Genomic DNA, 22966 nt, shown 5'->3' with positions numbered 1-22966 from the left:
TATGAAATTGTCTGACCTTTTAAAACATTGGACTACTGTCAGCCACGACTGCGACATCACCGGCCTTTGTAATGACAGCCGTAAAGTGCAACCGGGTGATTTGTTCATCGCCTATCCCGGTACAGCCGTCGATGGGCGTTTATTTATTCCTCAGGCGTTGGCAGGCGGTGCGGCCGCGGTGGTTTATGAACCGGGTGACTGGCCTTTGAGCGATTGCCCGCCTTCCTCCTTTATCGGTGCGCCGCTTCCCAAACTTGCCCGTCATCTGGCGGCGATTGCCAGCCGATTTTATGCGGATCCGAGCAGCAAAATGAATGTCACCGGCATCACCGGAACCAACGGAAAAACCACCATTGCTTACCAGTTGGCTCAGGCCCATTCCCTGTTAGGTACAAAGGCTGCTTACATTGGCACCCTGGGGCAGGGTGAAGCGTCTCAATTGCAGCCGCTGGCCAATACCACCCCGGATGCACTGGCCCTGCAATCCATGTTTGCCCACTACCAGCAGCGAAAAATAATGCAGGTGTGCATGGAAGTTTCCTCTCATGCCCTGGCGCAACAACGGGTCGACTGCATTCATTTTAATCAGGCCATTTTTACCAATCTGACCCACGATCACCTGGATTACCACCTCACCATGGAGGCTTATGCCGCTGCCAAAGCCGCTTTGTTTAAAAAATCCAATTTACAATGGGCCATTGTCAATGGGGATGACGCTTACGCACAACAGATGGTAGACGCCATTCAGCCGCCCTGTCGTTTGTTGACCTATGGTATTTATGAAAGTGCGGATATTCGTGCCCTGAATTGGGACGTCAGCCTTTCAGGCACCCGCATCGACGTGTCATCCCCCTGGGGAGAGTACCAGCTTAAGATTAACGCGCTTGGCTTTTTTAATATTTATAACGCCTTGGCCGTATTTTCAAGCCTTCTGGCGGCTGGTTATCCCCATGAAGCGGTGGTTGCGGTAATGGCACAATTGCAACCGGCTCCCGGGCGCATGGAGGTGGTGGCGCAGAAACCCTGTGTGATTGTTGACTATGCCCATACCCCTGATGCGCTGGAAAATGTGCTGGCGACACTTGAAAAGGTAAAAAAAGGCAAAATGCTGGTGGTTTTTGGCTGCGGCGGTGATCGCGATAAAACCAAACGGCCGATGATGGGTCGAATTGCCAGCCAGTATGCTGACATTGCCATCATTACCAGCGACAACCCCCGTACCGAAAATCCGGAAGCCATCATCCACGAAATTGAAAAGGGCATTTCCTCCCACCCTTCGCTGTATAAAATTGTCAGCCGGGAGGAAGCGATCGCAAAAGCAGTCAGCCTCGCCGACAAGGATGACATCGTGTTGGTTGCGGGGAAAGGTCATGAGACTTACCAGCAGATTGGTCAGGTTTGCCACCATTTTTCTGATCAGGAAATCATCCGCGGGTTATTGACTTAATCTGCGCCAAGAAGCGTCATTAACACCGGATTGCTTATGGCGCTGCTGTAGGTGCTGAAGTCATGGCGAAAGCTATGGGCCTTGCGTAAGGTAAGGAAGGCACGCTGCTTATCGCCGGCTTCTTTCATGGCGTTGGTTTCACTAACCGGATCATAAAGCGACAGCAGCAGAGAAGGCCAGGAATCACGATCAGCCGCGACGGGCAAAGCTTGCCTGGCGGCTGAGGGGTGATGAAGCGGCTTTAAACCATAGTATTCATGCAGTTTATCGCTCAGTAACGTGACCGCACGTTGTTTCGCTTCGATGCTGTGACCTGCGATGTGCGGCGTGCACAGCAGCGCTCTTGAGAGAATGGCGGCGTTCACAGCCGGCTCATTGAGATAGACATCCGTGCAATAGCCAAGGTGAGGGAAGGCGAGCAGATCGGTTTCATTGATTATCCCTCCTCGTGACGCATTGATGATCACCGTACCCGGTTTAAGCCGGCTTAAAAAAGCGGCGTTAAGGCTGTTTCGACTGGGGTAGGGAAGGGCATCGTGCAGGTTGGCATGCACGCAAATCAAATCACAGGCAGCCAACTCGTCAAGGCTGCAGCTGCGAAACGTGGGATCCTTTTCTGCTTTGGGCGGATCATAATGATGAACATCCCATTGCACTGCCTGTAACCGATCGGCCACCCGCAGGCCCACTTCACCGCAACCGATGATGCCCGCCTGTCTACCAGGCAATGGATGATTCAGTTCAAGCCAGGCTAAAGACGCCATGACGTAGTCTGCAACTGCCGGCGCATTACACCCTTTGGCATCGACTAAGGTGATGCCGTGGCCGGTCAGAAAGGCTTCATCGAGATGATCCGTACCGCTGCTGGCCGTGGCGACATACTCAAGGGTATGCTGATGCAGCAACGCGGCATCGACTTTTAAAGTCGAACGGCATAAAAGAATGGCTTTTCCCGGTAACAGCGACGGAATTTGCTCGGCATGCTGATAAAAAGTTAAGCAAAATGGCGCTGGGAAGACGGTTTGCAAATCCGGCAGCGAGGCGTCAGCAAGAATAGGGATCATAGACGAAACACATAGGCTAAGACACTTAACGCCGCGTGAATGAGCGGATTAATAATCCAACCCAGTGCGCCAAGCATCATCAAGGCTAATAAAATAAAAAAACCGAATGGCTCCAGTTTTTGTAACTGAATGGCGGCCTTGTAGGGCAGCAGGCTGATAGCCACACGCCCTCCATCAAGTGGGGGAATGGGTAACAGGTTAAAAAAGGCAAGCAGGAGGTTAATCAATATGCCGGCCCGGGATACCAGCAGGAAGAACAGCCCGACCATGGATTCCGGATGAAAGAGGGAAGATAATTTAAAACATCCAGCCCAAAAGAGGGCCATCAGTAAATTGGCAAGGGGGCCTGCGGCGGTCGCCAAAGCCATGTCCCGGCGGGGGCGGCGAAAATGGCTGGCATTGATAGGCACGGGCTTGGCCCAACCGAAAACAAAATTAAACTGGCTTAAAACCAGAACCAGAATGGGAATGAGGATGGTACCGATTAAATCGATATGGCGCAGCGGATTAAAGCTGACCCGCCCAAGCATTCTGGCCGTGCTGTCGCCTAATTTATCGGCGACCAGGGCGTGAGCGGCTTCATGCAGGGTGATGGCAAACAGCACGGGAATAATCCAGACGGCGATTTGTTGAATGGTTGTCAATTCAGGCATAGGTTATTCACCAGGAGTCATAATTCGGTCTCGATTTTACGGGCACTTGCCAGGGTACTCAAGTACTATCTCTGCTGCTGCTTAGTATAGTATTTCTTAACATGCTCCTATATTATGTTGGCTTTGCCTAGGGATGTCGTATCGAATGAGTTGGCCACGGAGTGTGTATTACTGGGTGTTGCTGGGTTTTTCGCTGCTTGTTTTTTTACCAGGCATTGCCAAACTGCCAGTGATTGACAGGGATGAAGCCCACTTTGCTCAGGCGACCCGGCAGATGCTGCAAACCAATAATTATTTTCAAGTCCGTTTTCAGGAACGCACCCGCTTTCAAAAACCGCCCGGCATTAACTGGCTACAGGCAGCCAGCCTTAAACTCACTGGCCATGGCGACAGTGCAGGCATCTGGCCTTACCGTCTTCCTTCTTTTTTAGGGGCTTTGTTGTCGGTATTACTGACGTTTGCTTTTGCCAGTCGCTTTGTCAGTTTTCAAACCGCCGGGATGGCGGCGGCATTACTGGCTTCCTCGCTGTTGCTGACAGTCGAGGCGCACATGGCCGTGATTGATGCCTCGTTGCTCTCCTCGATTTTACTGATGCAGGGAGCCTTGTGGATTATTTATGATGGTGTGCATAGCCATCGCAGGATTTCACCTGTCTGGCCCGCCCTGTTCTGGCTGGCCATGGCGTATGGGTTAGTGCTCAAGGGGGTAACCCCCTTAGTCGGGGTGTTAACCGTCACGGCCCTCTGTGTGACTGAACGTCGTGTCGCCTGGCTAAAGGCGCTAAAAATTGTGCCTGGATTGCTGCTGTTTAGTGGTTTAAGCTTAGCCTGGCTGTGGATGTTGAATCAGGCGGAACACAGCAATTACCTGATGCAGATGCTCAATAAGGATTTGCTGCCCAAGTTACAGGGCGGTCATGAATCGCATGGCCAACCGCCGCTGTTTCATCTTGCTCTGTTGCCGCTGACCTTTTGGCCGGCCTCGCTCTTTTTGTGGCAGGCGGGTGATTACGCTCTACGTCAACGTCATACGTCGGTGGTGCGTTTTTTGTTGTGCTGGATTATCCCCACCTGGGTTTTTTTCGAATTGATGCCGACTAAGCTCCCTCAGTACGTGTTACCGACCTTTCCGGCCATTGCTTTGTTAGCCGCCCTTGCCATTGAACAGGCGGGGCTGCTTAAAGCGCCCGGGAAGTGGCTCAGATGGCTGCAAGGGGGTTGGTTACTGATGTCTGGATGCCTGCTCGTGGCTGTGGCGATGATTCCCCGCTTGCTGAATCTGACGATGCCGCTGGTGAGCTGGCTATTAGTGAGTATGGGGTTTACCCTCTGTGCTTTGGCAGTGTATTTTGCCCGACGTGGCCATTATCAGCGTACGCTGGTGTCTTTGGTCCTGGTGGCAGCGACCAGCTACCCGCTCATTTTTTCCCAGTTGTTGCCGCAATTAAAGCCGCTTTGGATTACCGACGCGGTGGCAAAAAACATACCCCAGGAATTGCTTAGTACGGAAAAACCGCTTATTGTTGCCGGGTTTGATGAACCGAGCCTGGTGTTTAACTTAAATACCGGACTTGTACGTTTTTCTGACAGCTTGACGGCGCAGGAACGTTTAAAAAAGAACCAGGTCCATCTGGCCCTCGTTGAGGCAGGGACTTATCAAACCTGGCCTGACGATGGCGCTATAAAAAGAGTGGCAACTGTGCGGGGCTATAACTACAGCAAAGGCCGCTGGGTTGAGTTGTTATTGGTTGGGCATTCAGACAAAGGGGAGGGTTAAGATGCCATTTGAGCGTTTATTTAAAGTGATGACAAAACCCTGGGTCATGTTGCTTTATGCGTTCCTGGTTGTGGTTTGTTATCGTTACGTGGATAAGCCGGTGGCCCATTTTTTATGGCTGGCTCATTTAAGCAGGCAGTTTCCGCCGCTGGTGTGGTTTACTCATGCGGGCCTGGGGGCTGTTTATTTGACTCTCTTTTTCATGGCCGGGGTTTTTTTCCGTTATGTGGTGATAAATCCGGTTTGGCAGATTCGTGCTTGGTTTATGTTAGCCAACACCCTCTTTGCCAGTTCCATCTGCGGTGCGTTGAAAGTGCTGTTGGGACGTGCGCGGCCTAAAATGTGGCTGAATGAAAACTTGTATGGGTTTTATGGCTGGCAGTTTGATGCGCATTTCATGTCGTTTCCCTCCGGTCATACCACAACCATCATGAGTGTGGCGCTAGCCTTGAGTATTCTGTTCCCAAGGCACTGGCTGGCATTCATCTTAACTGGCTTGATGGTGGCTTTTTCACGCATCCTGCTGGTGCATCATTACATCAGTGATGTGCTGGTGGCCAGCTATTTGACATTGCTGGAAGTTGGGTTTGTTTATTATGTCTTTCGAAAGAAATCCTGGTTATCGCCTGCCTTGCAGGATAACAATGATAAATTAGAGCGCTCGATGCGGCAGTTTGGAGTAAAGAATGGATAATCGTATCAATCTGTCAGTTGTGATTCCGGTTTACAATGAGGAGGATAATGTTGAAATCCTCTACAATGAGATTGTCAGAGCCTTACCGGATGAACAATTTAATTTTGAAGTGGTTTTTGTTGATGATGGCAGTACCGATCGCACCTTACGCTGTTTGAAAAGCAAGGCGAAGACTTCGCCGAAGCTGCAGGTCGTTGCCCATAAACAGAATGCGGGGCAAAGTGCCGCATTGGTCAGCGGGATACGGGCAGCCCGTTTTAATCTCATCGCCACGCTGGATGGGGACGGTCAGAATGATCCAGCGGATATTCCCCGGCTGATTGCCTGCATCAAAGACAATCGCACGGTCATTCTGGGTAATCGCGCCCGCCGCGATGATAACCGGTTGCGTCGAATTTCCTCCAAGGTAGGGAATGGCGTTCGCCGACGTCTGCTTAACGACGAATGCCCGGATACCGGTTGCAGCCTGAAAATTTTCCCCCGTGATGCTTTTTTAAGTCTGCCGCATTTTAACCACCTGCATCGCTTCCTGCCGGCCTTGTTTAAACGCGCGGGATACAAATTGATCAACATGCCGGTCAATCATCGTCCGCGTTGGCATGGTGTCTCGAAATACGGGGTGATGAACCGTTTGTTTGTCGGTATCCATGATTTAATTGGTGTCCGCTGGTTGCTTAAACGTCCCTGTGCACCGGAGATTATTAATGAATAACGGCATGGTGTGGTTGATCATTGGGTTGATCGGGCAGGGTATTTTTTCTGCCCGGTTTATTATTCAGTGGTTAGTCAGTGAAAAAGAGAAGCGAAGCGTGATTCCGGTGGCTTTCTGGCATTTAAGCCTGTTGGGCGGGATAACCCTGCTTTTTTATGCCATTTATAAACAAGATCCGGTGTTTATTCTTGGTCAATCCACAGGGGTATTCATTTACGCACGCAATTTGTTCCTGATCTACCGTGAGCGTTCTTCCCGTATGTTAAAAAGCAACGCAGTCAAGGGATAACTCATTATCCCTTGAGGCAGATGAAGTGGGCGAAGGGCTCGTCCTCAGTCGCATTCATGCTGTTGATAATTTCTCCCATGAACGCGTCTGCCTTAAAATGGTTAATCCAGAAAGGGGGGGCTTCCGGCCCCCAGAGCAAGACACCCTTGCCTCCCGTGTAGGAAAGCGGTTTTTCATTGCCTTTTTTCAATTCAATGCGTGCCTTCGGAAATTGCCAGGACATCGTGCCCAGCAGCAAATGGTTTTCTGCGTAGAAATAATCCGGTGTGGAGCAATGAGTCACTATCGCCTGGGCTAGTTGCGCAAACGCATGCTCACGTTTTGACTGATGCCCCGATTGAGCACGGCTGACCACCGCCGCAATAATCAGCAGTTGACCTATCAGGCAGAAAACAATGAACCGTTTCGCTTGTTTTTCCCAGGATTGTTGCTGATTCAGAAGACTAAAAAAGAGCAAAGGACTTAGAAAGAGCATGGGGATTAGCCAACGGGCCTGAAAGTCTTTAAAACCACAGAGCAGTACGACCGCTGAAACCAACACGAGGCTTAAGGCCACATGATAAAAAAGCGGCCTTGTTATTGCGTCTGCCTTAAGATGAATTTTTTTCGGGACGGAGAAAAATAAACTGGAAAAGAGAAAAAGAGGTCCAAGAAACAGAACCAGGGACAGTAGGTATTTATAAATGCCGTGTCCAATCGATTTTTCTGCAGGCGCCAATTTATAACTGCTTTGCAAACCCAGTTCATGATGCTGCCAGAGCCACAGCACATAGGGTGAAAGAATCGCCAAAAGGAGCATGACGGTGATCCCGGTTCGCCAGTCAAGCAATTGGCGCCGTTTGTCCGGCAAGGTTAACGCGGTGGTGATTAAGGCGGTCAGGAATAATAGGTAATTAAATTTGGATAAACACCCTGCGCCGGCGAGAAGGCCTAACACAGCGTACCAGACGATGCCGTTTTTTCGTACGGTAAAGAACCAAAGCCAGGTCAGGCAGGCCAGCAGTAAGGCCAGTATGGAATGGGTGTTGTCCTTAATCAAATCGAGACTAATGACACTAATCAGCGTCCAGGCGCAGAGAGCAGACCAGGCTAAGGCAGGATTCGGGCAGTAATAACGGCAAAGTTTAAAATAGCTGCAAAGGCAACCGAGGAGCAACGCATACTTCAAAAGCGCTAAACTGAACAAATGAGGACCTAGCAATTGAAACACAGCGTATTGCAGCCAGGTATACAATGGCGGCTGGAATGGGTAACCGAAGGCCAGCTCGCGTGCCATGACGAACTGCTCGGCTTCATCTATTTCAAGCGTGTGTCCGCGCAGGAACAGGCGAATGAGCAGAAATACAAGGGCATACAGGCTAAAGTAAAGAAGTGGTTTTAAGGATGACGTTGCCTGAGATGGTGCAGGATTAGCAAATCCTGACGCATTATTACCTGAGGATGGGCACAATTGTTGGTTTTTTTTAAGCATTACATTAAGCTGATAGTCACAAACAAAAGGCATGGTAACAATTTTTTTGGCATGCGATAAGTAAGGGACTGCGTCAATGAAAAATTTTGATGATGAATTAAACGCTCTGGTGAAAAACTTCGCTGATTACGACACTACTGCTTATCGTTCCAAACCAAACCTCTCCCTGCAGGAGGTTGAAGCCCAGGCCATTGCCTTGTTTTCCCAGTACCTGACTCAGGATGGGTTTGCTCCCACATCCATCAACAAGCATTATAAAACCTTAGCCCGTTGGTTTCATACCGATAAACTGGTTAATGAGACGGCTGAAAAGAAATGGTTGAATGCGGTCTTAAGCACTCCCGAAAATGACGGGGGCGCGTTTAAGCTGGTTGGGTATGTCCGCGAACAGTTAATCAACATGAAACAGGAAAAGAAAGGCGATTATTTTGCCCATGTGTCAAACATGGACGAATTACTCACCCAACTCAAAGAGGATAAGGAGCGTGCGACCACACGGACACAGCGGGCCTTGATGCAAAGTATTATTGATGTGCTTGAATCAGCCCGGGGTTATCATGCCACGGTTTCATCTAAAAACCCTCTTTGGATTAAGGGTTTATTACACAGTTTACCCTACATCAGCGGCGGTATTTGTGTCGGATTTTATGTGAAGGAACTGGCTTTACTGTACGCGTCGATTTATTTAATTTCCTCAGGTGGCCAATGGCTTGAGCGATCCAACAGCACGCGTTGGCAGATGCTGGGAAAACAGATGAAATCCTTCGGTGTTAGTCTTGAAAATGCGGTACTGGCGTTATTGGGCAGCCTGGTTAGTTTAAATTACACAGCCATGCATCACATCCGGTATCTCAGCGCGGGATTGGGCGGCGCCCTGTACCGTTACTTGGTTCCCGCCATTGAAGAAAAACCGGGGATGAAAGAAAAAACTGAGGAAAAAAGCACGCCGGTAGCGAAGGAGGATGTCTGGTCGCAGCCAGGTCAACTGACAGTGCCGTCTTCGTCCGGTCAGCAGTCAGGGCTTGGGCCGCAGCATCTGTTGGGCGGCGCGGAGTTTTCTACGCTGGAAGGAAAGCTTGTCGCTCTGCCTTTAGAAGAATATAAACGAAAACAAAAGCAGCAATACTTTAGCACCTGGCGGATGGGTGACGCTAAAAGTAAAGTATTGGCAGAGGCCGTCACTGAATTACAGCATTTGGATAAGGCACTGGCCTCCACCGAAAAATTTGAAAAAATAGAAAGCCATTTAAAAAAAGTGGCGAATCATCCTTTGTTCCGTGTTGAATCCAGCCAATCCGCTAAAGCACTTGCAATGGCGCTTCAACTGGCCAGACAATTGTCGGCTCAACCCTTGCCCCTTGAAGTCACTCCGCTTCTCATGATAGAAGATCAGCCCAAAACAGAAGTGGACAAGGAAGAGGATGAGCACGATCTCGATACCCTGTATGCTATGTAGCGAGGGCCCTTGATTTTTATTACTACTAATTGATTTGAGAGACGTTATGAACGTTGTTGTCTATGGCGCGGGTTATGTGGGGTTGGTGTCAGCGGCTTGTTTTGCACACATGGGGCATCGGGTGGTTTGTGTCGATGTTGACGAGGCGCGGATTGCTGCGCTGCTTGACGGGCAGTGCCCCCTCCATGAAGAGGGGTTGCCTGCGATGCTCAAGGAGCAGATCCACGCTAACCGCTTAGTCTTTACCAGCAATTTAAGCGAAGCGGTGCCTTCAGCGTCTCTGCATATTATCGCCGTGGGTACCCCCGGTCGGGAGGATGGCAGTGCGGATCTGTCGCAGGTGTACGATGTTGCTTCCCAGGTGGTCAAGCATGCCGCAACCGATGGGGTCCTGGTCATCAAATCCACGGTTCCCGTGGGTACGGGGGATTTGCTTGCCGCGCATGTGCATCGGCAGTTGCAGGAACAGAAAAAAAACCAGCGTATTCATCTGGCTTCCAATCCTGAGTTTTTACGAGAGGGCTCCGCGGTTTATGATTTTTTAAACGCTGATCGTATTGTGATAGGCGGCAACCGTGCGGCGCTTGACACCCTGACCCGTTTTTATGAACCGCTGGTTCAAAAAGGCATTCCGCTGCTGACCATGAGCCAGCGTTCAGCCGAGTTAACCAAATACGCGGCCAATGCGTTGCTTGCGACCAAAATCAGTTTTATCAATTACATCAGTCAGCTGGCGCAACAGACGGGCGCCAACATCGACGAGGTACGCGAAGGCATGGCACTTGATCATCGCATTGGACCTCATTTTCTCCAGCCTGGTATTGGCTATGGCGGTTCCTGTTTCCCCAAGGATGTGAAGGCTTTAAGCCATAGTGCGAGACTTGCGGGGCTTGAAACGCGATTGCTCGATGCAGTGGAACGGGTTAACCACCAGCAAAAGCAATGGCTGGTTAGGCAGTTGTCTACCTTTTTTAATGAAAAACTGGCTGGATTGAACATTGGCCTATGGGGTTTAGCCTTTAAACCGGGGACGGATGATTTGCGGGAAGCCAGCAGTCTGGTTATTCTTAAGGCGTTGCTTGACGCAAAAGCCAATGTGTTTGTTTATGATCCGGCCGCCATGAACCCTGCTCGAGAACTGTTCAAAGGGGAGGCCGCAATTACCTGGCTAAGCAGCGCACGGGACGTGCTGCAGCACAAGCTCCATGCCTTAGCCATTATTACCGAGTGGCCAGAGTTTAAGCATTATCCCCTGGTTGAATTACAAAAGCAGCTGGGCACAGCACCGGTTTTTGATGGCCGCAACTGTTACTGTTTAGAGGCAGCAACCCAGGCGGGTTTGCTTTATTATTCCGTTGGCCGTCCGGAGGTCAATCAACCCCTTCGTCAGAATGCACCAGAAGAAGCCAGTGTTCACGAAGAAATCGTTTAATCCAGTCTCGCAAGGAGTGTGTGTATGCAAATTACTAAAGCGGTATTTCCGGTCGCGGGTCTGGGATCACGTTTTCTCCCCGCTACCAAGGCTAACCCCAAAGAAATGTTGCCCATTGTGGATAAGCCCCTGATTCAATATGCGGTGGAGGAAGCCGTTCGGGCCGGAATTACCCACATGATTTTTATTACCAGTGCGGGAAAACGGTCCATTGAAGATCATTTTGACAATCAATTCGAACTGGAAAGCCGCCTGCAGGAGCAGGGACGGGACCATTTGTTGTCGCTGGTGAAAAATGTGTCGCCGGAGGGCATTCATTTTACCTATGTCCGGCAAAATCAACCCCTGGGATTGGGGCATGCGGTGTTATGCGCTGAGCACGTGGTGGGCAATGAACCTTTCGCAGTTCTGTTGGCCGATGATCTGATTGACGATGCCAGGCTTCCCTGTTTAGCGGCCATGACCGAGTATTTCGACTCGGCAAATCATTCCCTGCTGGCAGTACAGCCTGTCCCCTGGGAGGACGTGCATCAGTATGGCGTGGTTGAAGTCGATAATCGCGAGGCCGATTATTCCCAGATCAAGGCCATCATCGAAAAACCTCAACGGGAAGCGGCTACCTCGAATCTCGCCGCGGTCGGCCGTTATGTTTTTACCCCGGGCATTTTTTCCTGCCTGAAAGAGACGAAACCGGATCATCGAGGTGAAATCCAGTTAACGGATGCCATTCAGCGTCTTTTGTCGCGTGAATCCGTATCGGTTTTTCAATTCCGCGGCCGCCGTTACGACTGCGGTTCCAAATTGGGTTACATTCAGGCCACGGTGGAACTGGGATTGAAACACCCTGAAATCGGTGAATCCTTTCGCCATTATTTACAAACGCTTGGTTGTGGAACAAGATGAGAAATCAGCTTGAGATGGGTAGGGTGAAACAAGGGATACGCCTTGTTTTTCTTTAGCGACATCTGGCAAGATGCAGACTAAATTTAAAATCCAGTGAGGAACACTATGAAAATTCTAGTGGCAGTGAAGCGCGTCATAGACCCTTATGTCAAAATCAGGGTTAAGGCGGATCAGACTGGCGTTGAAACCCAGAATATTAAAATGGCAATGAATCCGTTTGATGAAATTGCAGTTGAAGAAGCCATCCGCTTAAAAGAAAAAGGACTGGCGGGCGAGGTGATTGTCGTTTCCATTGGACCGGTAGCCTGTCAGGAAACCTTACGGCATGCCCTGGCCTTAGGCGCTGACAGAGCCATCCATGTTCAAAGCGAGACGGCTCATACCAGTCTCGATGTCGCGAGGATACTGCAAAAAATCAGCGAAAAAGAGGCGCCACAATTAATTCTGATGGGTAAACAATCGATCGACGGCGACAACAATCAAACCCCGCAAATGCTCGCCGCCTTACTGGATTGGCCGCAGGCCACCTATGCCTCGGCATTGACAATCGAAGGCAATACCATCCAGGTTACCCGTGAAATTGACGGCGGTCTTGAAACCCTGGCCATGCCTCTGCCGGCGGTGGTCAGCACGGATTTGCGCTTGAACGAACCGCGCTATGCCAGCCTGCCCAATATCATGAAAGCGAAGAAGAAACCGCTGGAGAGCGTGGACATAAACTCGCTGGGCCTGTCATTAAAACCTCATGTTGAAATCATTTCCGTCAAAGCCCCGTCCAGCCGTTCTGGCGGAGTTAAAGTGGAGTCAGTGGCTGAACTGATTAACAAATTACAACACGAAGCCAAAGTGCTTTAATAAGGAGAACGCATGAGCACTTTAGTTATAGTCGAACATGACAATCGCACCCTGCATCCTGCCAGCCGCAATACCTTGGCGGCCGCGAAGGAGTTGGGGGACGATGTTACCCTGCTGGTGGCAGGTAAGGATTGTAGAGCAGTCGCTGAACAGGCGGCCAGTTTAAGCGGTGTGCACAGCGTCTGGTGGATTGATCATGAACAATACCAGCAGGCTCTTGCTGAGAATTTAACACCGCTCATCGTCAGTAATGCGAGTTCATTCAATGCCATTCTGGCGCCGTCTTCGACGTTTGGTAAAAACCTGCTGCCGCGTATTGCTGCCACGCTGGACATGGTTCAAATTTCAGATGTCAGCAAAATAGTCAGCCAGGATACCTTTGAACACCCCGTGTACGCCGGCAATGCGATTGAGACCGTCAAGGTGCTTGATCCCATTAAAATCATGACTATTCGAAGCACGGCTTTTGATCCGGTTTTCTCTGAACAAAGCCCTTGCTGCATTGAACAGATTGACGCTGTCCCGGTTGATACAAAGACCCGATTTATTCGTCATGAACTGAGTCAGTCCGAGCGTCCCGATCTTGGAAGCGCCAAAATTGTGGTGTCGGGCGGACGCGGCTTGCAGAGTGCTGAAAAATTCAAATTGATTGAGGAACTGGCGGATGTGCTCGGGGCTGCCGTGGGTGCCTCCCGCGCGGCTGTTGATGCCGGTTTTGTTCCCAATGATTACCAGGTGGGTCAAACAGGAAAAGTGGTGGCGCCGGGTCTTTACATTGCCGTTGGTATTTCAGGCGCGGTACAACATCTGGCCGGAATGAAAGATTCAAAAGTGATCGTGGCGATTAACAAGGATGAGGATGCTCCCATTTTCCAAATCGCCAATTACGGTTTAGTGGGTGATTTGTTTGAAATAGTCCCCCAGTTGATCGAACAATTAAAGCAGTATAAGGGGAATTAAGTATGTTGGTTGGTGTTCCAAAGGAAATTAAACCACAAGAGAACCGGGTGGGCCTTGTACCGGGAAGTGTGAAGGAAATTATTCGCGCCGGCGGCTCGGTTCTGGTTGAAAAAGGTGCTGGGAATGGCATTGGGATCAAGGATGAGCAATACGTTGCTGCCGGTGCTCAACTCGCCGATACCGCCGATGAGGTGTTTGAACGGGCAGAATTGATAGTAAAAGTCAAGGAGCCTCAGCCGATTGAGTGTCATCGTCTGCGTGAAGGGCAAACGTTGTTCACGTATTTGCATTTGGCGCCTGACCCGCAACAGACCCGTCTTCTTAAAGAATCGGGTGTGACCGCTATTGCTTATGAAACCGTAACACAGAATGACGGCGGTTTGCCGCTGCTGACCCCCATGTCACAAGTGGCTGGCCGAATGTCTATCCAGGCCGGAGCGCACTGTCTGGAGATGGCCCAGGGCGGCAGTGGGGTTTTACTCGGCGGCGTCCCCGGGGTAGCACCGGCCAATGTCGTGGTGATCGGCGGTGGTGTCGTCGGCACTAACGCGGCGCGAATGGCCATGGGTATGGAAGCACGGGTTACCGTATTGGATAAATCCCTGACCCGATTAAGGGAGCTGGATTTTCAATTTGGCGCCAAATTAAATACCATTTATGCGACCGTCGGGGCCTTGGAAGAATACGTGACAGCGGCGGATCTGGTCATCGGTGCCGTGCTGGTTCCCGGTGCGGCGGCTCCAAAGCTTGTGACTCGCGCCATGCTTAAAGCCATGCGTCCGGGTTCGGTGGTGGTTGATGTGGCAATCGATCAGGGCGGGTGTTTTGAAACCAGCCGTCCGACTACCCATCAGGAACCGACCTATGTCGTGGACGACATCGTGCACTATTGCGTAGCGAATATGCCCGGTGCCGTGCCGAGAACGTCGACCTTCGCTTTAAATAATGCCACATTGCCGTTTGTTTTGAGTCTGGTTACGAAAGGGGTCAAACTGGCGTTGTTAAGCGATGGGCATTTACTCAATGGCTTGAATGTCCATAAAGGCATGATTACCTATGACGCCGTGGCTCGTGATTTGGGCTATGAATACGTGACAGCAACTGATGCGTTGGCCGTTTAACCTTTAAATCCCTCCCTGTGTCACTCGAAAACAGTGTGCCGCAGGGAGGCAATCAAACCAGTCAAATTCTAAATGAACTCAGGGTGTCATCTGGCCGCTCCGGAATTGTTTCTTCTAACATTGCACCGGCTTCACCGGTTGGGGTTATTATTTTTGCAATCTCCACCTGTCTTTTTTTAGCATGGTTAAGATCGTCGCCTTTTTCCTTGCACCGTTGATTGAGCTTATTAACCTCACTTCCCAAGCTCGATATTTTTTTGGAAACTTCTGTTGTATCAGTATAAGCTTTTCCGATCTCGCCCTGGAGTCTACGCGCGCTATCCTGAATGGGTTCGGAAGTAAAAAAGTTGAAAGCCCATAAAACCAATCGTTGAAAGCGGTTCGCTTGCTGACAGGCAGCCTGAATGCCCCACTTATAAACCCAGGTATTGGATTTTTCCAGATTTTCACGTTGAGTTTTGAGTTCGTCGTATTGACTCATCAGATGGGCTAATTGACCATGTTTCAGCTCAAATTGTTCTGTGAGTGTTGCGTAAGTCCTCTCTAAATGACCCACGCGATAGTTAGAGTGGACTAATGCGGCGCTAAGGTGGTTTTGTTTAACCGCTGCCATGAGCCTGAGGAAATCCCCCATCTCCCCGCGTGTGGGATCCTCAGCAATAAATGGTTCTATATCGCCTTCCAGCCCGGTTTTTCGGATATAATCATCCAGGTTCTTAACCTCGTCTTCCACAACCTCGAGGTAGTCGTCATCCTTCTGGTCTTCCCTGCCTACGAAATAGACCTGCGTACTGAGCAATCGTTCTTCCAGGTAGGTGTAATCTTGTTCTAATCCTTCCCATTTCTCTAAATCGACTTCATTCTCAGCAGGCGGCATTTTTCTGCAGTATAAATCATTTAAAAGCAGCCTGACGATTTGATGCTCGCGCTGTTTTGCCTCATCATAATGAAATTGGTTTAATGTTTCTGCATTTTGTGAGGCTAATATGCCCTTAGTGGCCTTGCCTACCTCTTCCAGCGTTGCGTTTTGGTAGTCACTATTAAATTGCTGTTGTTTAGCTAAAAAATGATGGTATAAAGCGTTAAACATAAGGATCTTTTGTTTTTCAGTTCTGAACTATTTTAACTCAGAATGATTAACAGAATATTAATTTACTTTGACAGAGTGAAGCGCGCCCCTCCCGCAGTGGAGAGGGGGCGGTAGGGTTAAAACAAATCGTCCTGATTCTGCTGGCTATCCTGCGTTGTGGGGGTGGAGTATTCCTGAGCTCCCGGCGCATCATCGGCAGGGATGTCTTCTTCCCGAAAATATTCAGTGATGGCGTTGTCCTGATTGCTTCGGGCCAGCAGGCCGGTGGCGGGATCGATGCGTACCGCGACGATATTGTCCGGTTTGGTGAATTCGTGTTCCGGCTGTTTGTGCAAAGCCACTTTCATGAAATCAATCCACATGGGTAAGGCCAGATTGGCAGCATATTCATGCAGGGAACGGGGGTTGTCGTAACCTACCCAGGTGACGACCACTAAATCCGGATTAAATCCGGCAAACCAGGCATCGACCTGATCGTTGGTCGTCCCGGTTTTGCCAGCGATGTCCTGACGGTTAAGAGCGCGCGCAGCGTGGGCCGTGCCGTGCTGCACGACGTCTTTCATGGCAGTCGTCATTAAAAAGGCGACATCGGCTGGAATGACCCGCGGTGCCCGTGAGGAGGCATCCACTTGTTCAGGGTCACAGGCTTCACAGGCGATGGCCGGCTTCTGCTGCAATAACACTTTGCCGTCGTTGTCGGTAATGTGATCAATGATGTAAGGTTCAATTTTATAACCGCCATTGGCAAAGACCGCGTAGGCAGCGGTTAAATCAATGGGGCTTACGGTTAAAGTGCCCAGCGCCAGCGACAGGGCGCGCGGCAGGTTTTCTTTATGGAAGCCAAAATGAGTGGCGAAATCAATGGCATAATCCAAACCCAAATCATCGAGCACGCGAATGGACACCAGGTTGCGTGAGCGGACCAAGGCTTCTTTCAGGCGGGTGGGGCCGCCAAAGGTCTGGTTGTCGTTGTGTGGACGCCACATGGTGGGTTGGCTGGGATCATCCACCACGATCGGAGCATCATTGACCAAAGTGGCCAAGGTATACCCTTTATTCAATGCGGCGGCATAAATGAAGGGTTTAAAGCTTGAGCCCGGTTGGCGACTGGATTGGGTGGCGCGATTAAATTTGCTCTTTTCAAAATTAAATCCGCCGACTAATGCTTCCAAGGCACCATTTTTAGGATTCATGGCCACTAACGCCCCTTCCGCTTCCGGAATCTGGGTTAAAGACCATTGGTTATCCTTGTTTCGGACATAGACGACATCGCCGACATGAACCACCTGACTGGCGTTAGCCGGCGCTTTACCAACCCACCCCTTGCGCAAGGCAGGCCTTGCCCAGGAGAGACCCTCCCAGGGAATGGTCAATTCCTCTCCCTGACGGGAAATGGCCTGCGCCTGTCGGTTGGCCACAGCGACGATGAGTGCCGGCTCAAGGTGGTTTACCGTCGGGTATTTGCTGAGGAGTTTGCGCAGTTCATCGGGCGATTTCCCCTGAATGGCGTCAAAATGAGTGACCGGGCCGCGGTAGCCATGACGGTGATCGTAAGCAATCAGATGATTTTCGATGACCTCATTGGCTGTGAGCTGCAGAGGGCCTTTGATGGTGGTATAGACTTTGTACCCTTTGGTATAGGCTTTTTCGCCAAAATGCTCATAAAGCGATTGACGGATCATTTCCGCCACATAAGGCGCTTTCACCTGGATATTGGTGCCGTGATAGCGTGCCGTGACCGGCTGTTTAACCGCCTCATCGTATTGGGCTTTGGTGATGTATTTTTCTTCCAAAAGCCGTTCAAGCACATGGTCGCGGCGCTTTTTGGCGGCCACAGGATTGACAATGGGATTTTGGGTGGACGGCGCCTGCGGTAATCCGGCAATCATGGCCAGTTCCGCGAGGTTCAATTCCTTTAATGGCTTGCCATAATAGATAATCGCGGCAGCGCCTACGCCGTAAGCGCGGTTGCCAAGGTAAATTTTATTAAGATACAACTCGAGAATTTTTTCTTTGCTCAGTTCGCGATCAATTTTAATGGCGAGCAGGATTTCATTGAATTTGCGCAGAAAGGTTTTTTTACGGCTTAAGAGGAAGTTACGCGCCACCTGCATGGTGATGGTACTACCGCCCTGGGATTTGGTACCGGTCTTAATCATGCGCAAGGTTGCACGGCCCAAGCCAAAAATATCAACGCCCGGGTGTTCAAAGAAACGCTGATCTTCTGTGGCGAGCAGGGCATACACCAGGGTTTTGGGAATCTCGTCATAGGTTAAGGGGATGCGTCTTTTTTCACCGTATTCTTGAATTAACAGGCCTTCCTGCGTATAAATACGCAAAGGCACCTGCAATTGCACGGTTTTTAAAAAATCAATATCGGGCAACTGGCTTTCAAGGTAGATATAAAGAAAGCTGACGCCAATAACCAATAAAAAGAAAAGGCTGCATAATGCCCAAAGGCCTTTACGCCAAAAATAGGCTGGCTTTTTCATACTGACTGAGATTCATCTTTAAAAGTAACAAGGTTGCGATTATACCGCTATTTTGCAGAATATTGCGAATTTTAACCGGCAAGGCAGCCTCTCCCAGGGCACAGAGGGAGAGACCGGGGGAAGCGCATTATTCACTCAGGGGATTTAACGAAGGCGATGCTTCTTTGCTTTGTTCCGGCAGAATACTGGGAGAGGAGGAGGGGTATCTCCCGAAAAGCAACCCGCCATAGCGGTATTGTGGCTGACGCATCATCAGGTCAGCGATTGGGTTTTTGGGATTTAAATACCTGGCCGTACTGTTTTCTTCCCGTAATTTTGAGACTTCCGCCTCCAGTAATTGATGGGCTTCTGTTTTCTGTTTCAGCAATTCTTTAAGCGATGCAATTTCAGTAGTCAGCGATCCCTCGCTCTCTTCGCTTTTCGCCGCAAGCGCCATTCTTAATTTACCAAGCTCCTGGTCCGTGCTGGCCTGCTGGTCGTCCAAGTGTTTTTTAAGAATCTGGTGTTGTTGTTCCAACTGCAAGTAGGCAGTGCTGGATTTGGTTAAATCCAGTTCAAGCGTTTGGATCGTGTGCGTTAATTCCGCTTCTCGTTGTTGGCTGGCTGTTTCCTGCTGCTCAAATTGTTTCTGCAGGTCCTGATGGCGTTTAAAAAGCAGGTCGTATCGGGCGGCTGCAGACTCCTCTGCCTTTCTGCTGGAAGACTCGAGTTCTTCACATTGTTTTTTCAGACGTTCATTTTCCTTTTTCAGTTCCGCGTGTTTCTTGAGAGGATTCTGATGCTGGTTGATGAATATTGTAATCATCGACTCGATTTCGCTTAATGTGGTTTTGTCCTGGATTGGGGAGGGAAACAAGGGAAACTGGAATTTGGATTTTGGCGAGGAGAACAGAAGCTCGTTCAGTACCGTACCACTGACTGCATAGTTGTAACGGCCCATCACGCCACGTATACAACCTTTCATTTCCCAGGTGTCGTTGCCATAGAGAATGGAGAGTTTTTTTCCCTGATCCGTTTTCAGCAGCAAACCGCAATCGGCCACGAACGACTTCAGGGTGTTTTTGACCAGGAGCTCTTCTTCCGTGGATAAAGGTGTTCCTTTTTCAACCAGCGGACGGAGGTCATTGACAACCTGGCGCGCATATTGTAGCAGGGACTGTCTATCGTGATAGCCATTCGATGTGGCCTTTTGAATGATTTTATCCAGCTCACTCATGAATTCATCGTGAGGTTTGGCATAAAGCAGCTCAAGTGGAACGTCAATATTCTGTGATTGAGTTTCCTCATAATAGTTAATGATGATTTGAGCCACGGTGTTGATTAATTCTTGTAAACGAGACATACGAAACTCCTTTTTGCAGATAATCCGGAAAAAATTGCCGGCGGTCTTTCACTATATTTAATTGCTGGCATGAGGGCAAGGGTTATACAGATAGATTAATAGAAAAGTTAAATGGTTTTATTATGAAGAATGTTAACTCGTTTGCTTGTTGGTGGTTAACAACCTTGTTCAGCAACAGACGACTTGAATAAGAAAATAATTTAATCAACCTGATGGTTAGATGTCATCCATAAGGTAGAATCCACTGAAAAAAAAGCAAAATATTCCATTTTTTAAACGCTTACGTTAACATGAAACAAGCGTCATCGGTTTGGATACCCGTTATAGGTTTAGATATTAAGTACTTCAGCGCAGGGAGAAAGAATACGTGCTCAACCCGTTTAAACCTAAAAGCCGCTCAATCATCGGGATTGATATTACTTCTTCCTCTGTCAAAGTATTGGAAATTTCCAGCGCTGATAATAAATACCGCATCGAAGGCTATGGCGCTGAGCCGCTGCCCGCCAATGCCATCGAAGGCAACACGGTCAAAGACGTTGACGCGGTGGCCATGTGCATCAAGCGCGTTTTATCCAAAGCCCATTTATCCGGAAAACACGCCGTGGTGGCGGTTCCTGATTCAGCCGTTATCAGCAAGGTCGTTCAGATTAACGATGGATTGAACGATGCCGAGATCGAAGAACTCATCGTCATGGAAGCTGACAAATACATCCCTTATCCTATCGATGAAATCAATATTGATTTTGAAGTACTGGGGCATTCGCCTAAAAATTCTGCCATGCTCGATGTCCTCATTGTAGCCTCTCGCGCTGAGAATGTCGGCAGCCGTGTCGATGCGGTTAACCGGGCCGGGCTTGAGGCTAAAATTGTCGACGTGGAGTCGTTTGCTGTGGAACGCGCCGCGCATTTGCTTGCGAAAGAATTACCGGCCCAGGGGCAGGATAAAATTGTTGCCGTCATTGACATCGGCGCTTTATATACCCACCTGTTTGTCCTGCACGGCATGAAAATCATTTTTACCCGTGAGGAAGAGTTCGGCGGTAAGCAATTGATTGATTCCATCGCTGCTCAGTACCAGGTCAGTTTTGAACAGGCTGCGCTGATGAAAGCCGAGGATAACCTGCCTGAGAATTATGAAGAAGAAGTGCTTGAGCCCTTTATCGAGATGATTCTGCTGCAGGTGAAACGCACCTTGCAGTTTTTCTTCTCCACCAGTCACCATGGTTTTGTCGATCACATCATCTTGGCCGGCGGTGTGGCGAGACTGCCTAATCTGGCGGGCCTTGTGCAGGAAAAAACCGGAATCCCGACCAGCGTGGCTGATCCGCTGCATGAAATGGATTTTGGTAAATACGTGAATCGCGACGAAGTGATAAGTCAGGCGCCTTCGTTACTGGTAGCTTGTGGTCTTGCATTGAGAACAGTAGGGTAATGTCATGACAGAAATAAACCTCTTACCCTGGCGGGAAATCAAACGCGAACACGAAAAGAAACAATTCACCACCATGCTGCTTGCCGCCCTGATTTTTGCCGCAGGGACCGTGTTTCTCTTTAATTACTATGCGACAAGCCTGGTGGATGGGGAAACCCAGCGTAACCAGCGCCTTCAGGATGAAATTAATACGCTCAATAAACAGATTGAAGAAATTAAAAAACTTAAGGAAATCCGGGAAGCCTTGATTTCACGCATGACCATTGTCCAGAATCTGCAGGCTACCCGCACACTCACCGTTCATCTTTTTGATGAATTGGTTAAGGTGGTGCCGGATGGGGTTTATCTAACACAGGTTCAGCGCAGCGAGGATCGGATTACCGTGCTTGGGTATTCCGAATCCAATACCAATGTCTCCATGCTGATGCGCAACATTGAACGCAATCCGTGGATTAAAGACCCTGTGCTCACGGAAATTAAAAAAACGGTAGTCAATCCGGCGGCGGCCGATCCCAATGCGCAGATGGATACCAAGGCTAATAATAAAAACGAATTTAAGTTAAGTTTCATTTTAAAGCCTGACTTGAAGCAGGAATTACAGCCCACAACCACGAACGCGGTTAAACCAAAACCATGAACAATTTCAATCTCAATGAGTTAACGTTTGATAACGTGGGCCAGTGGCCGGCGCCAGTGAAGTATTTTATGGCGGGTTTGCTCGCGCTCATTCTGATTGGTATTGGGTACTGGGTGATCGTAAAGCCAAATTTTGAACAGCACGATGCCTTGCTCGCTCAGCAGGCCACGCTGAAAACCGAATTTGAGCAAAAACAGCAACAGGCGGTGAACCTGCAGGCTTATCGTGTCCAGCTTCAGATCATGAATGAGCGTTTTGGCAACATGCTTAAGCAATTGCCGGCACAAAACGAAATGCCCGGCCTGCTCGAAGACATTTCCAAAACCGGTATTTCAAGCGGTTTGACGTTTGAGCTTTTCGCACCGCAACCCGAGGTGGTTCATGATTTCTACGTGGAGTTGCCTATCGATATTACGGTGGTTGGCAATTATCATCAACTGGCTCTGTTTTTAAGCCGAATTGCCGAGATGAGCCGTATTGTCACCCTGCATGATTTTGAAATTGTGAATCTTTCTGATAAAAATAAACAACAGCCAGGCGCAAAAGCCGTGACGAATCCTGATCTTTTGGAAATGAAAATTACAGCGAAAATATACCGGTACAGGACATTATGACCGTCAAAAGAAGCGTATTGCACAATGCCGTTCTGTTAAGCCTGGCTGCTGTTTTGGCCGGCTGCACGTCATCGGCTGATTCGGAATTGACGCGTTACATCAATGAAATCAAATCAAGGCCTGGCCGGCCCATTGAACCCATTCCGCAGGTTGCGCCGCTGCCCAAATTTACCTATCCCGAAGTGGATAGCCGTCGCAGCCCATTTAAGCCGAAAGAAATCAAAATGACGAACGAGGACAAGCTTGCTCCTAACACCAACCGTCCCAAGCAACCTCTGGAGCAGTACCCGCTGGATTCCTTGAAATTTGTTGGGGTATTAAAAGAAAATGAGACTGTCTGGGGGTTAATCAGTAAACCCGATGGCGAAATTGTGCGGGTTAAACCCGGTGATTACATGGGACAGAACTTTGGTAAAGTCATCAGCATCAGTAATGAATTATTGAAATTGGAAGAAACAACACAAATTGCAGGGAAGTGGAAGAAACAAATCACCACGATTAATTTAAACGCGCCTCAATAGGAGT

Annotated in this window: 21 protein-coding genes; 15 read left to right on the top strand and 6 right to left on the bottom strand. The window is 49.4% G+C overall.

From position 1 onward, the window contains the following. Position 1 precedes the first annotated feature (1 nt). Positions 2 to 1447: a UDP-N-acetylmuramoyl-L-alanyl-D-glutamate--2,6-diaminopimelate ligase gene (locus DYE45_RS10220; protein ID WP_108290285.1), complete on the top strand. Its 1446-nt coding sequence runs from the start codon at positions 2 to 4 to the stop codon at positions 1445 to 1447. Here the strand turns inward: DYE45_RS10220 and DYE45_RS10215 are convergent. Both DYE45_RS10215 and DYE45_RS10210 read right to left on the bottom strand, forming a co-directional pair. Then, entirely contained in the window at positions 1444 to 2508 is a 1065-nt protein-coding gene (locus tag DYE45_RS10215) for a 4-phosphoerythronate dehydrogenase (RefSeq protein ID WP_108290735.1), read from the bottom strand. The two genes, DYE45_RS10220 and DYE45_RS10215, sit on opposite strands and share 4 nt — an antisense overlap. After that, entirely contained in the window at positions 2508 to 3164 is a 657-nt protein-coding gene (locus tag DYE45_RS10210) for a site-2 protease family protein (RefSeq protein WP_108290283.1), read from the bottom strand. Before DYE45_RS10210 ends, DYE45_RS10215 begins: the two co-directional genes overlap by 1 nt. A gap of 145 nt (positions 3165 to 3309) precedes the next feature. Between DYE45_RS10210 and DYE45_RS10205 the strand changes: the two genes are divergently transcribed. From DYE45_RS10205 to DYE45_RS10190, 4 genes are read left to right on the top strand one after another with little or no spacing between them, the layout of a single operon-like run. Next, the gene (locus DYE45_RS10205; RefSeq protein ID WP_160160724.1) at positions 3310 to 4941 is read left to right on the top strand and encodes an ArnT family glycosyltransferase; all 1632 of its coding nucleotides are present in this window, start codon (positions 3310 to 3312) and stop codon (positions 4939 to 4941) included. Between the two features lies 1 nt (position 4942). Further along, positions 4943 to 5635, top strand: a complete 693-nt coding sequence (locus DYE45_RS10200; RefSeq protein WP_108290279.1) for a phosphatase PAP2 family protein — start codon at positions 4943 to 4945, stop codon at positions 5633 to 5635. Beyond that, the gene (locus DYE45_RS10195) at positions 5628 to 6347 is read left to right on the top strand and encodes a glycosyltransferase family 2 protein (RefSeq protein ID WP_108290277.1); all 720 of its coding nucleotides are present in this window, start codon (positions 5628 to 5630) and stop codon (positions 6345 to 6347) included. Before DYE45_RS10200 ends, DYE45_RS10195 begins: the two co-directional genes overlap by 8 nt. Further along, the gene (locus DYE45_RS10190) at positions 6340 to 6636 is read left to right on the top strand and encodes a lipid-A-disaccharide synthase N-terminal domain-containing protein (RefSeq protein WP_108290275.1); all 297 of its coding nucleotides are present in this window, start codon (positions 6340 to 6342) and stop codon (positions 6634 to 6636) included. Before DYE45_RS10195 ends, DYE45_RS10190 begins: the two co-directional genes overlap by 8 nt. Positions 6637 to 6640: 4 nt before the next feature. On the opposite strand, the gene DYE45_RS10185 is transcribed toward DYE45_RS10190, so the two are convergent. Then, positions 6641 to 8107, bottom strand: coding sequence for an ArnT family glycosyltransferase (locus tag DYE45_RS10185; protein ID WP_160160723.1), 1467 nt, complete (start codon positions 8105 to 8107; stop codon positions 6641 to 6643). A gap of 76 nt (positions 8108 to 8183) precedes the next feature. Here DYE45_RS10185 and DYE45_RS10180 point away from each other — a divergent pair, with 76 nt between their 5' ends. From DYE45_RS10180 to ald, 6 genes are all read left to right on the top strand, one after another. Next, entirely contained in the window at positions 8184 to 9563 is a 1380-nt protein-coding gene (locus DYE45_RS10180; RefSeq protein ID WP_115300877.1) for a hypothetical protein, read from the top strand. A 46-nt stretch (positions 9564 to 9609) separates the two neighbouring features. Further along, positions 9610 to 10995, top strand: coding sequence for a UDP-glucose dehydrogenase family protein (locus DYE45_RS10175; RefSeq protein ID WP_115300876.1), 1386 nt, complete (start codon positions 9610 to 9612; stop codon positions 10993 to 10995). Positions 10996 to 11019: 24 nt separating this feature from the next. Then, positions 11020 to 11898 (top strand): UTP--glucose-1-phosphate uridylyltransferase GalU, encoded by an 879-nt coding sequence (galU, locus tag DYE45_RS10170; protein WP_108290267.1) that lies wholly within the window; start codon positions 11020 to 11022, stop codon positions 11896 to 11898. Between the two features lie 105 nt (positions 11899 to 12003). Next, a complete protein-coding gene (locus DYE45_RS10165) occupies positions 12004 to 12753 on the top strand; it encodes an electron transfer flavoprotein subunit beta/FixA family protein (protein WP_108290265.1) in 750 nt (249 codons plus the stop codon). A 12-nt stretch (positions 12754 to 12765) separates the two neighbouring features. Then, on the top strand, positions 12766 to 13713 hold the full coding sequence (locus DYE45_RS10160) for an electron transfer flavoprotein subunit alpha/FixB family protein (RefSeq protein ID WP_115300875.1): 948 nt from the start codon (positions 12766 to 12768) through the stop codon (positions 13711 to 13713). Positions 13714 to 13715: 2 nt separating this feature from the next. Then, positions 13716 to 14834, top strand: a complete 1119-nt coding sequence (gene ald, locus DYE45_RS10155; protein ID WP_108290261.1) for an alanine dehydrogenase — start codon at positions 13716 to 13718, stop codon at positions 14832 to 14834. A gap of 61 nt (positions 14835 to 14895) precedes the next feature. On the opposite strand, the gene DYE45_RS10150 is transcribed toward ald, so the two are convergent. The 3 genes from DYE45_RS10150 to DYE45_RS10140 all read right to left on the bottom strand — a co-directional run bounded on the left by DYE45_RS10150 (position 14896) and on the right by DYE45_RS10140 (position 19758). After that, complete coding sequence (locus DYE45_RS10150) at positions 14896 to 15924, bottom strand: hypothetical protein (RefSeq protein WP_108290259.1); 1029 nt, start codon at positions 15922 to 15924, stop codon at positions 14896 to 14898. Between the two features lie 116 nt (positions 15925 to 16040). Next, on the bottom strand, positions 16041 to 18416 hold the full coding sequence (locus DYE45_RS10145) for a penicillin-binding protein 1A (protein WP_108290257.1): 2376 nt from the start codon (positions 18414 to 18416) through the stop codon (positions 16041 to 16043). Between the two features lie 127 nt (positions 18417 to 18543). After that, the gene (locus tag DYE45_RS10140) at positions 18544 to 19758 is read right to left on the bottom strand and encodes a hypothetical protein (protein ID WP_108290255.1); all 1215 of its coding nucleotides are present in this window, start codon (positions 19756 to 19758) and stop codon (positions 18544 to 18546) included. A 367-nt stretch (positions 19759 to 20125) separates the two neighbouring features. Between DYE45_RS10140 and DYE45_RS10135 the strand changes: the two genes are divergently transcribed. From DYE45_RS10135 to DYE45_RS10120, 4 genes are read left to right on the top strand one after another with little or no spacing between them, the layout of a single operon-like run. Next, positions 20126 to 21190 carry a pilus assembly protein PilM gene (locus DYE45_RS10135; protein ID WP_108290253.1) on the top strand — a complete coding sequence of 355 codons (1065 nt, stop codon included), beginning with the start codon at positions 20126 to 20128 and terminating at the stop codon, positions 21188 to 21190. A gap of 4 nt (positions 21191 to 21194) precedes the next feature. Beyond that, positions 21195 to 21827, top strand: coding sequence for a PilN domain-containing protein (locus DYE45_RS10130; protein ID WP_108290251.1), 633 nt, complete (start codon positions 21195 to 21197; stop codon positions 21825 to 21827). Continuing rightward, positions 21824 to 22441, top strand: a complete 618-nt coding sequence (locus DYE45_RS10125; protein WP_108290249.1) for a type IV pilus inner membrane component PilO — start codon at positions 21824 to 21826, stop codon at positions 22439 to 22441. The genes DYE45_RS10130 and DYE45_RS10125 overlap by 4 nt, the downstream gene beginning before the upstream one ends. Continuing rightward, positions 22438 to 22962: a pilus assembly protein PilP gene (locus DYE45_RS10120; protein WP_108290247.1), complete on the top strand. Its 525-nt coding sequence runs from the start codon at positions 22438 to 22440 to the stop codon at positions 22960 to 22962. Before DYE45_RS10125 ends, DYE45_RS10120 begins: the two co-directional genes overlap by 4 nt. The last annotated feature ends 4 nt before the right edge of the window (positions 22963 to 22966 follow it).

Source organism: Legionella taurinensis (genome assembly GCF_900452865.1).
Taxonomy (GTDB): Bacteria; Pseudomonadota; Gammaproteobacteria; order Legionellales; family Legionellaceae; genus Legionella_C; species Legionella_C taurinensis.
Note: the sequence above shows the minus strand (reverse complement) of the source record. Positions and strands in the feature narration are given on the sequence as shown.

What these genes read in the sequence shown, in the direction of transcription:
- DYE45_RS10220 (WP_108290285.1), top strand. Translation starts at nt 2, where the DNA reads ATGAAATTGTCTGACCTTTTAAAACATTGGACTACTGTCAGCCACGAC.
- DYE45_RS10210 (WP_108290283.1), bottom strand. Translation starts at nt 3,164, where the DNA reads ATGCCTGAATTGACAACCATTCAACAAATCGCCGTCTGGATTATTCCC.
- DYE45_RS10205 (WP_160160724.1), top strand. Translation starts at nt 3,310, where the DNA reads ATGAGTTGGCCACGGAGTGTGTATTACTGGGTGTTGCTGGGTTTTTCG.
- DYE45_RS10200 (WP_108290279.1), top strand. Translation starts at nt 4,943, where the DNA reads ATGCCATTTGAGCGTTTATTTAAAGTGATGACAAAACCCTGGGTCATG.
- DYE45_RS10195 (WP_108290277.1), top strand. Translation starts at nt 5,628, where the DNA reads ATGGATAATCGTATCAATCTGTCAGTTGTGATTCCGGTTTACAATGAG.
- DYE45_RS10190 (WP_108290275.1), top strand. Translation starts at nt 6,340, where the DNA reads ATGAATAACGGCATGGTGTGGTTGATCATTGGGTTGATCGGGCAGGGT.
- DYE45_RS10185 (WP_160160723.1), bottom strand. Translation starts at nt 8,107, where the DNA reads ATGCTTAAAAAAAACCAACAATTGTGCCCATCCTCAGGTAATAATGCG.
- DYE45_RS10180 (WP_115300877.1), top strand. Translation starts at nt 8,184, where the DNA reads ATGAAAAATTTTGATGATGAATTAAACGCTCTGGTGAAAAACTTCGCT.
- DYE45_RS10175 (WP_115300876.1), top strand. Translation starts at nt 9,610, where the DNA reads ATGAACGTTGTTGTCTATGGCGCGGGTTATGTGGGGTTGGTGTCAGCG.
- galU (WP_108290267.1), top strand. Translation starts at nt 11,020, where the DNA reads ATGCAAATTACTAAAGCGGTATTTCCGGTCGCGGGTCTGGGATCACGT.
- DYE45_RS10165 (WP_108290265.1), top strand. Translation starts at nt 12,004, where the DNA reads ATGAAAATTCTAGTGGCAGTGAAGCGCGTCATAGACCCTTATGTCAAA.
- DYE45_RS10160 (WP_115300875.1), top strand. Translation starts at nt 12,766, where the DNA reads ATGAGCACTTTAGTTATAGTCGAACATGACAATCGCACCCTGCATCCT.
- ald (WP_108290261.1), top strand. Translation starts at nt 13,716, where the DNA reads ATGTTGGTTGGTGTTCCAAAGGAAATTAAACCACAAGAGAACCGGGTG.
- DYE45_RS10150 (WP_108290259.1), bottom strand. Translation starts at nt 15,924, where the DNA reads ATGTTTAACGCTTTATACCATCATTTTTTAGCTAAACAACAGCAATTT.
- DYE45_RS10145 (WP_108290257.1), bottom strand. Translation starts at nt 18,416, where the DNA reads ATGAAAAAGCCAGCCTATTTTTGGCGTAAAGGCCTTTGGGCATTATGC.
- DYE45_RS10140 (WP_108290255.1), bottom strand. Translation starts at nt 19,758, where the DNA reads ATGTCTCGTTTACAAGAATTAATCAACACCGTGGCTCAAATCATCATT.
- DYE45_RS10130 (WP_108290251.1), top strand. Translation starts at nt 21,195, where the DNA reads ATGACAGAAATAAACCTCTTACCCTGGCGGGAAATCAAACGCGAACAC.
- DYE45_RS10125 (WP_108290249.1), top strand. Translation starts at nt 21,824, where the DNA reads ATGAACAATTTCAATCTCAATGAGTTAACGTTTGATAACGTGGGCCAG.
- DYE45_RS10120 (WP_108290247.1), top strand. Translation starts at nt 22,438, where the DNA reads ATGACCGTCAAAAGAAGCGTATTGCACAATGCCGTTCTGTTAAGCCTG.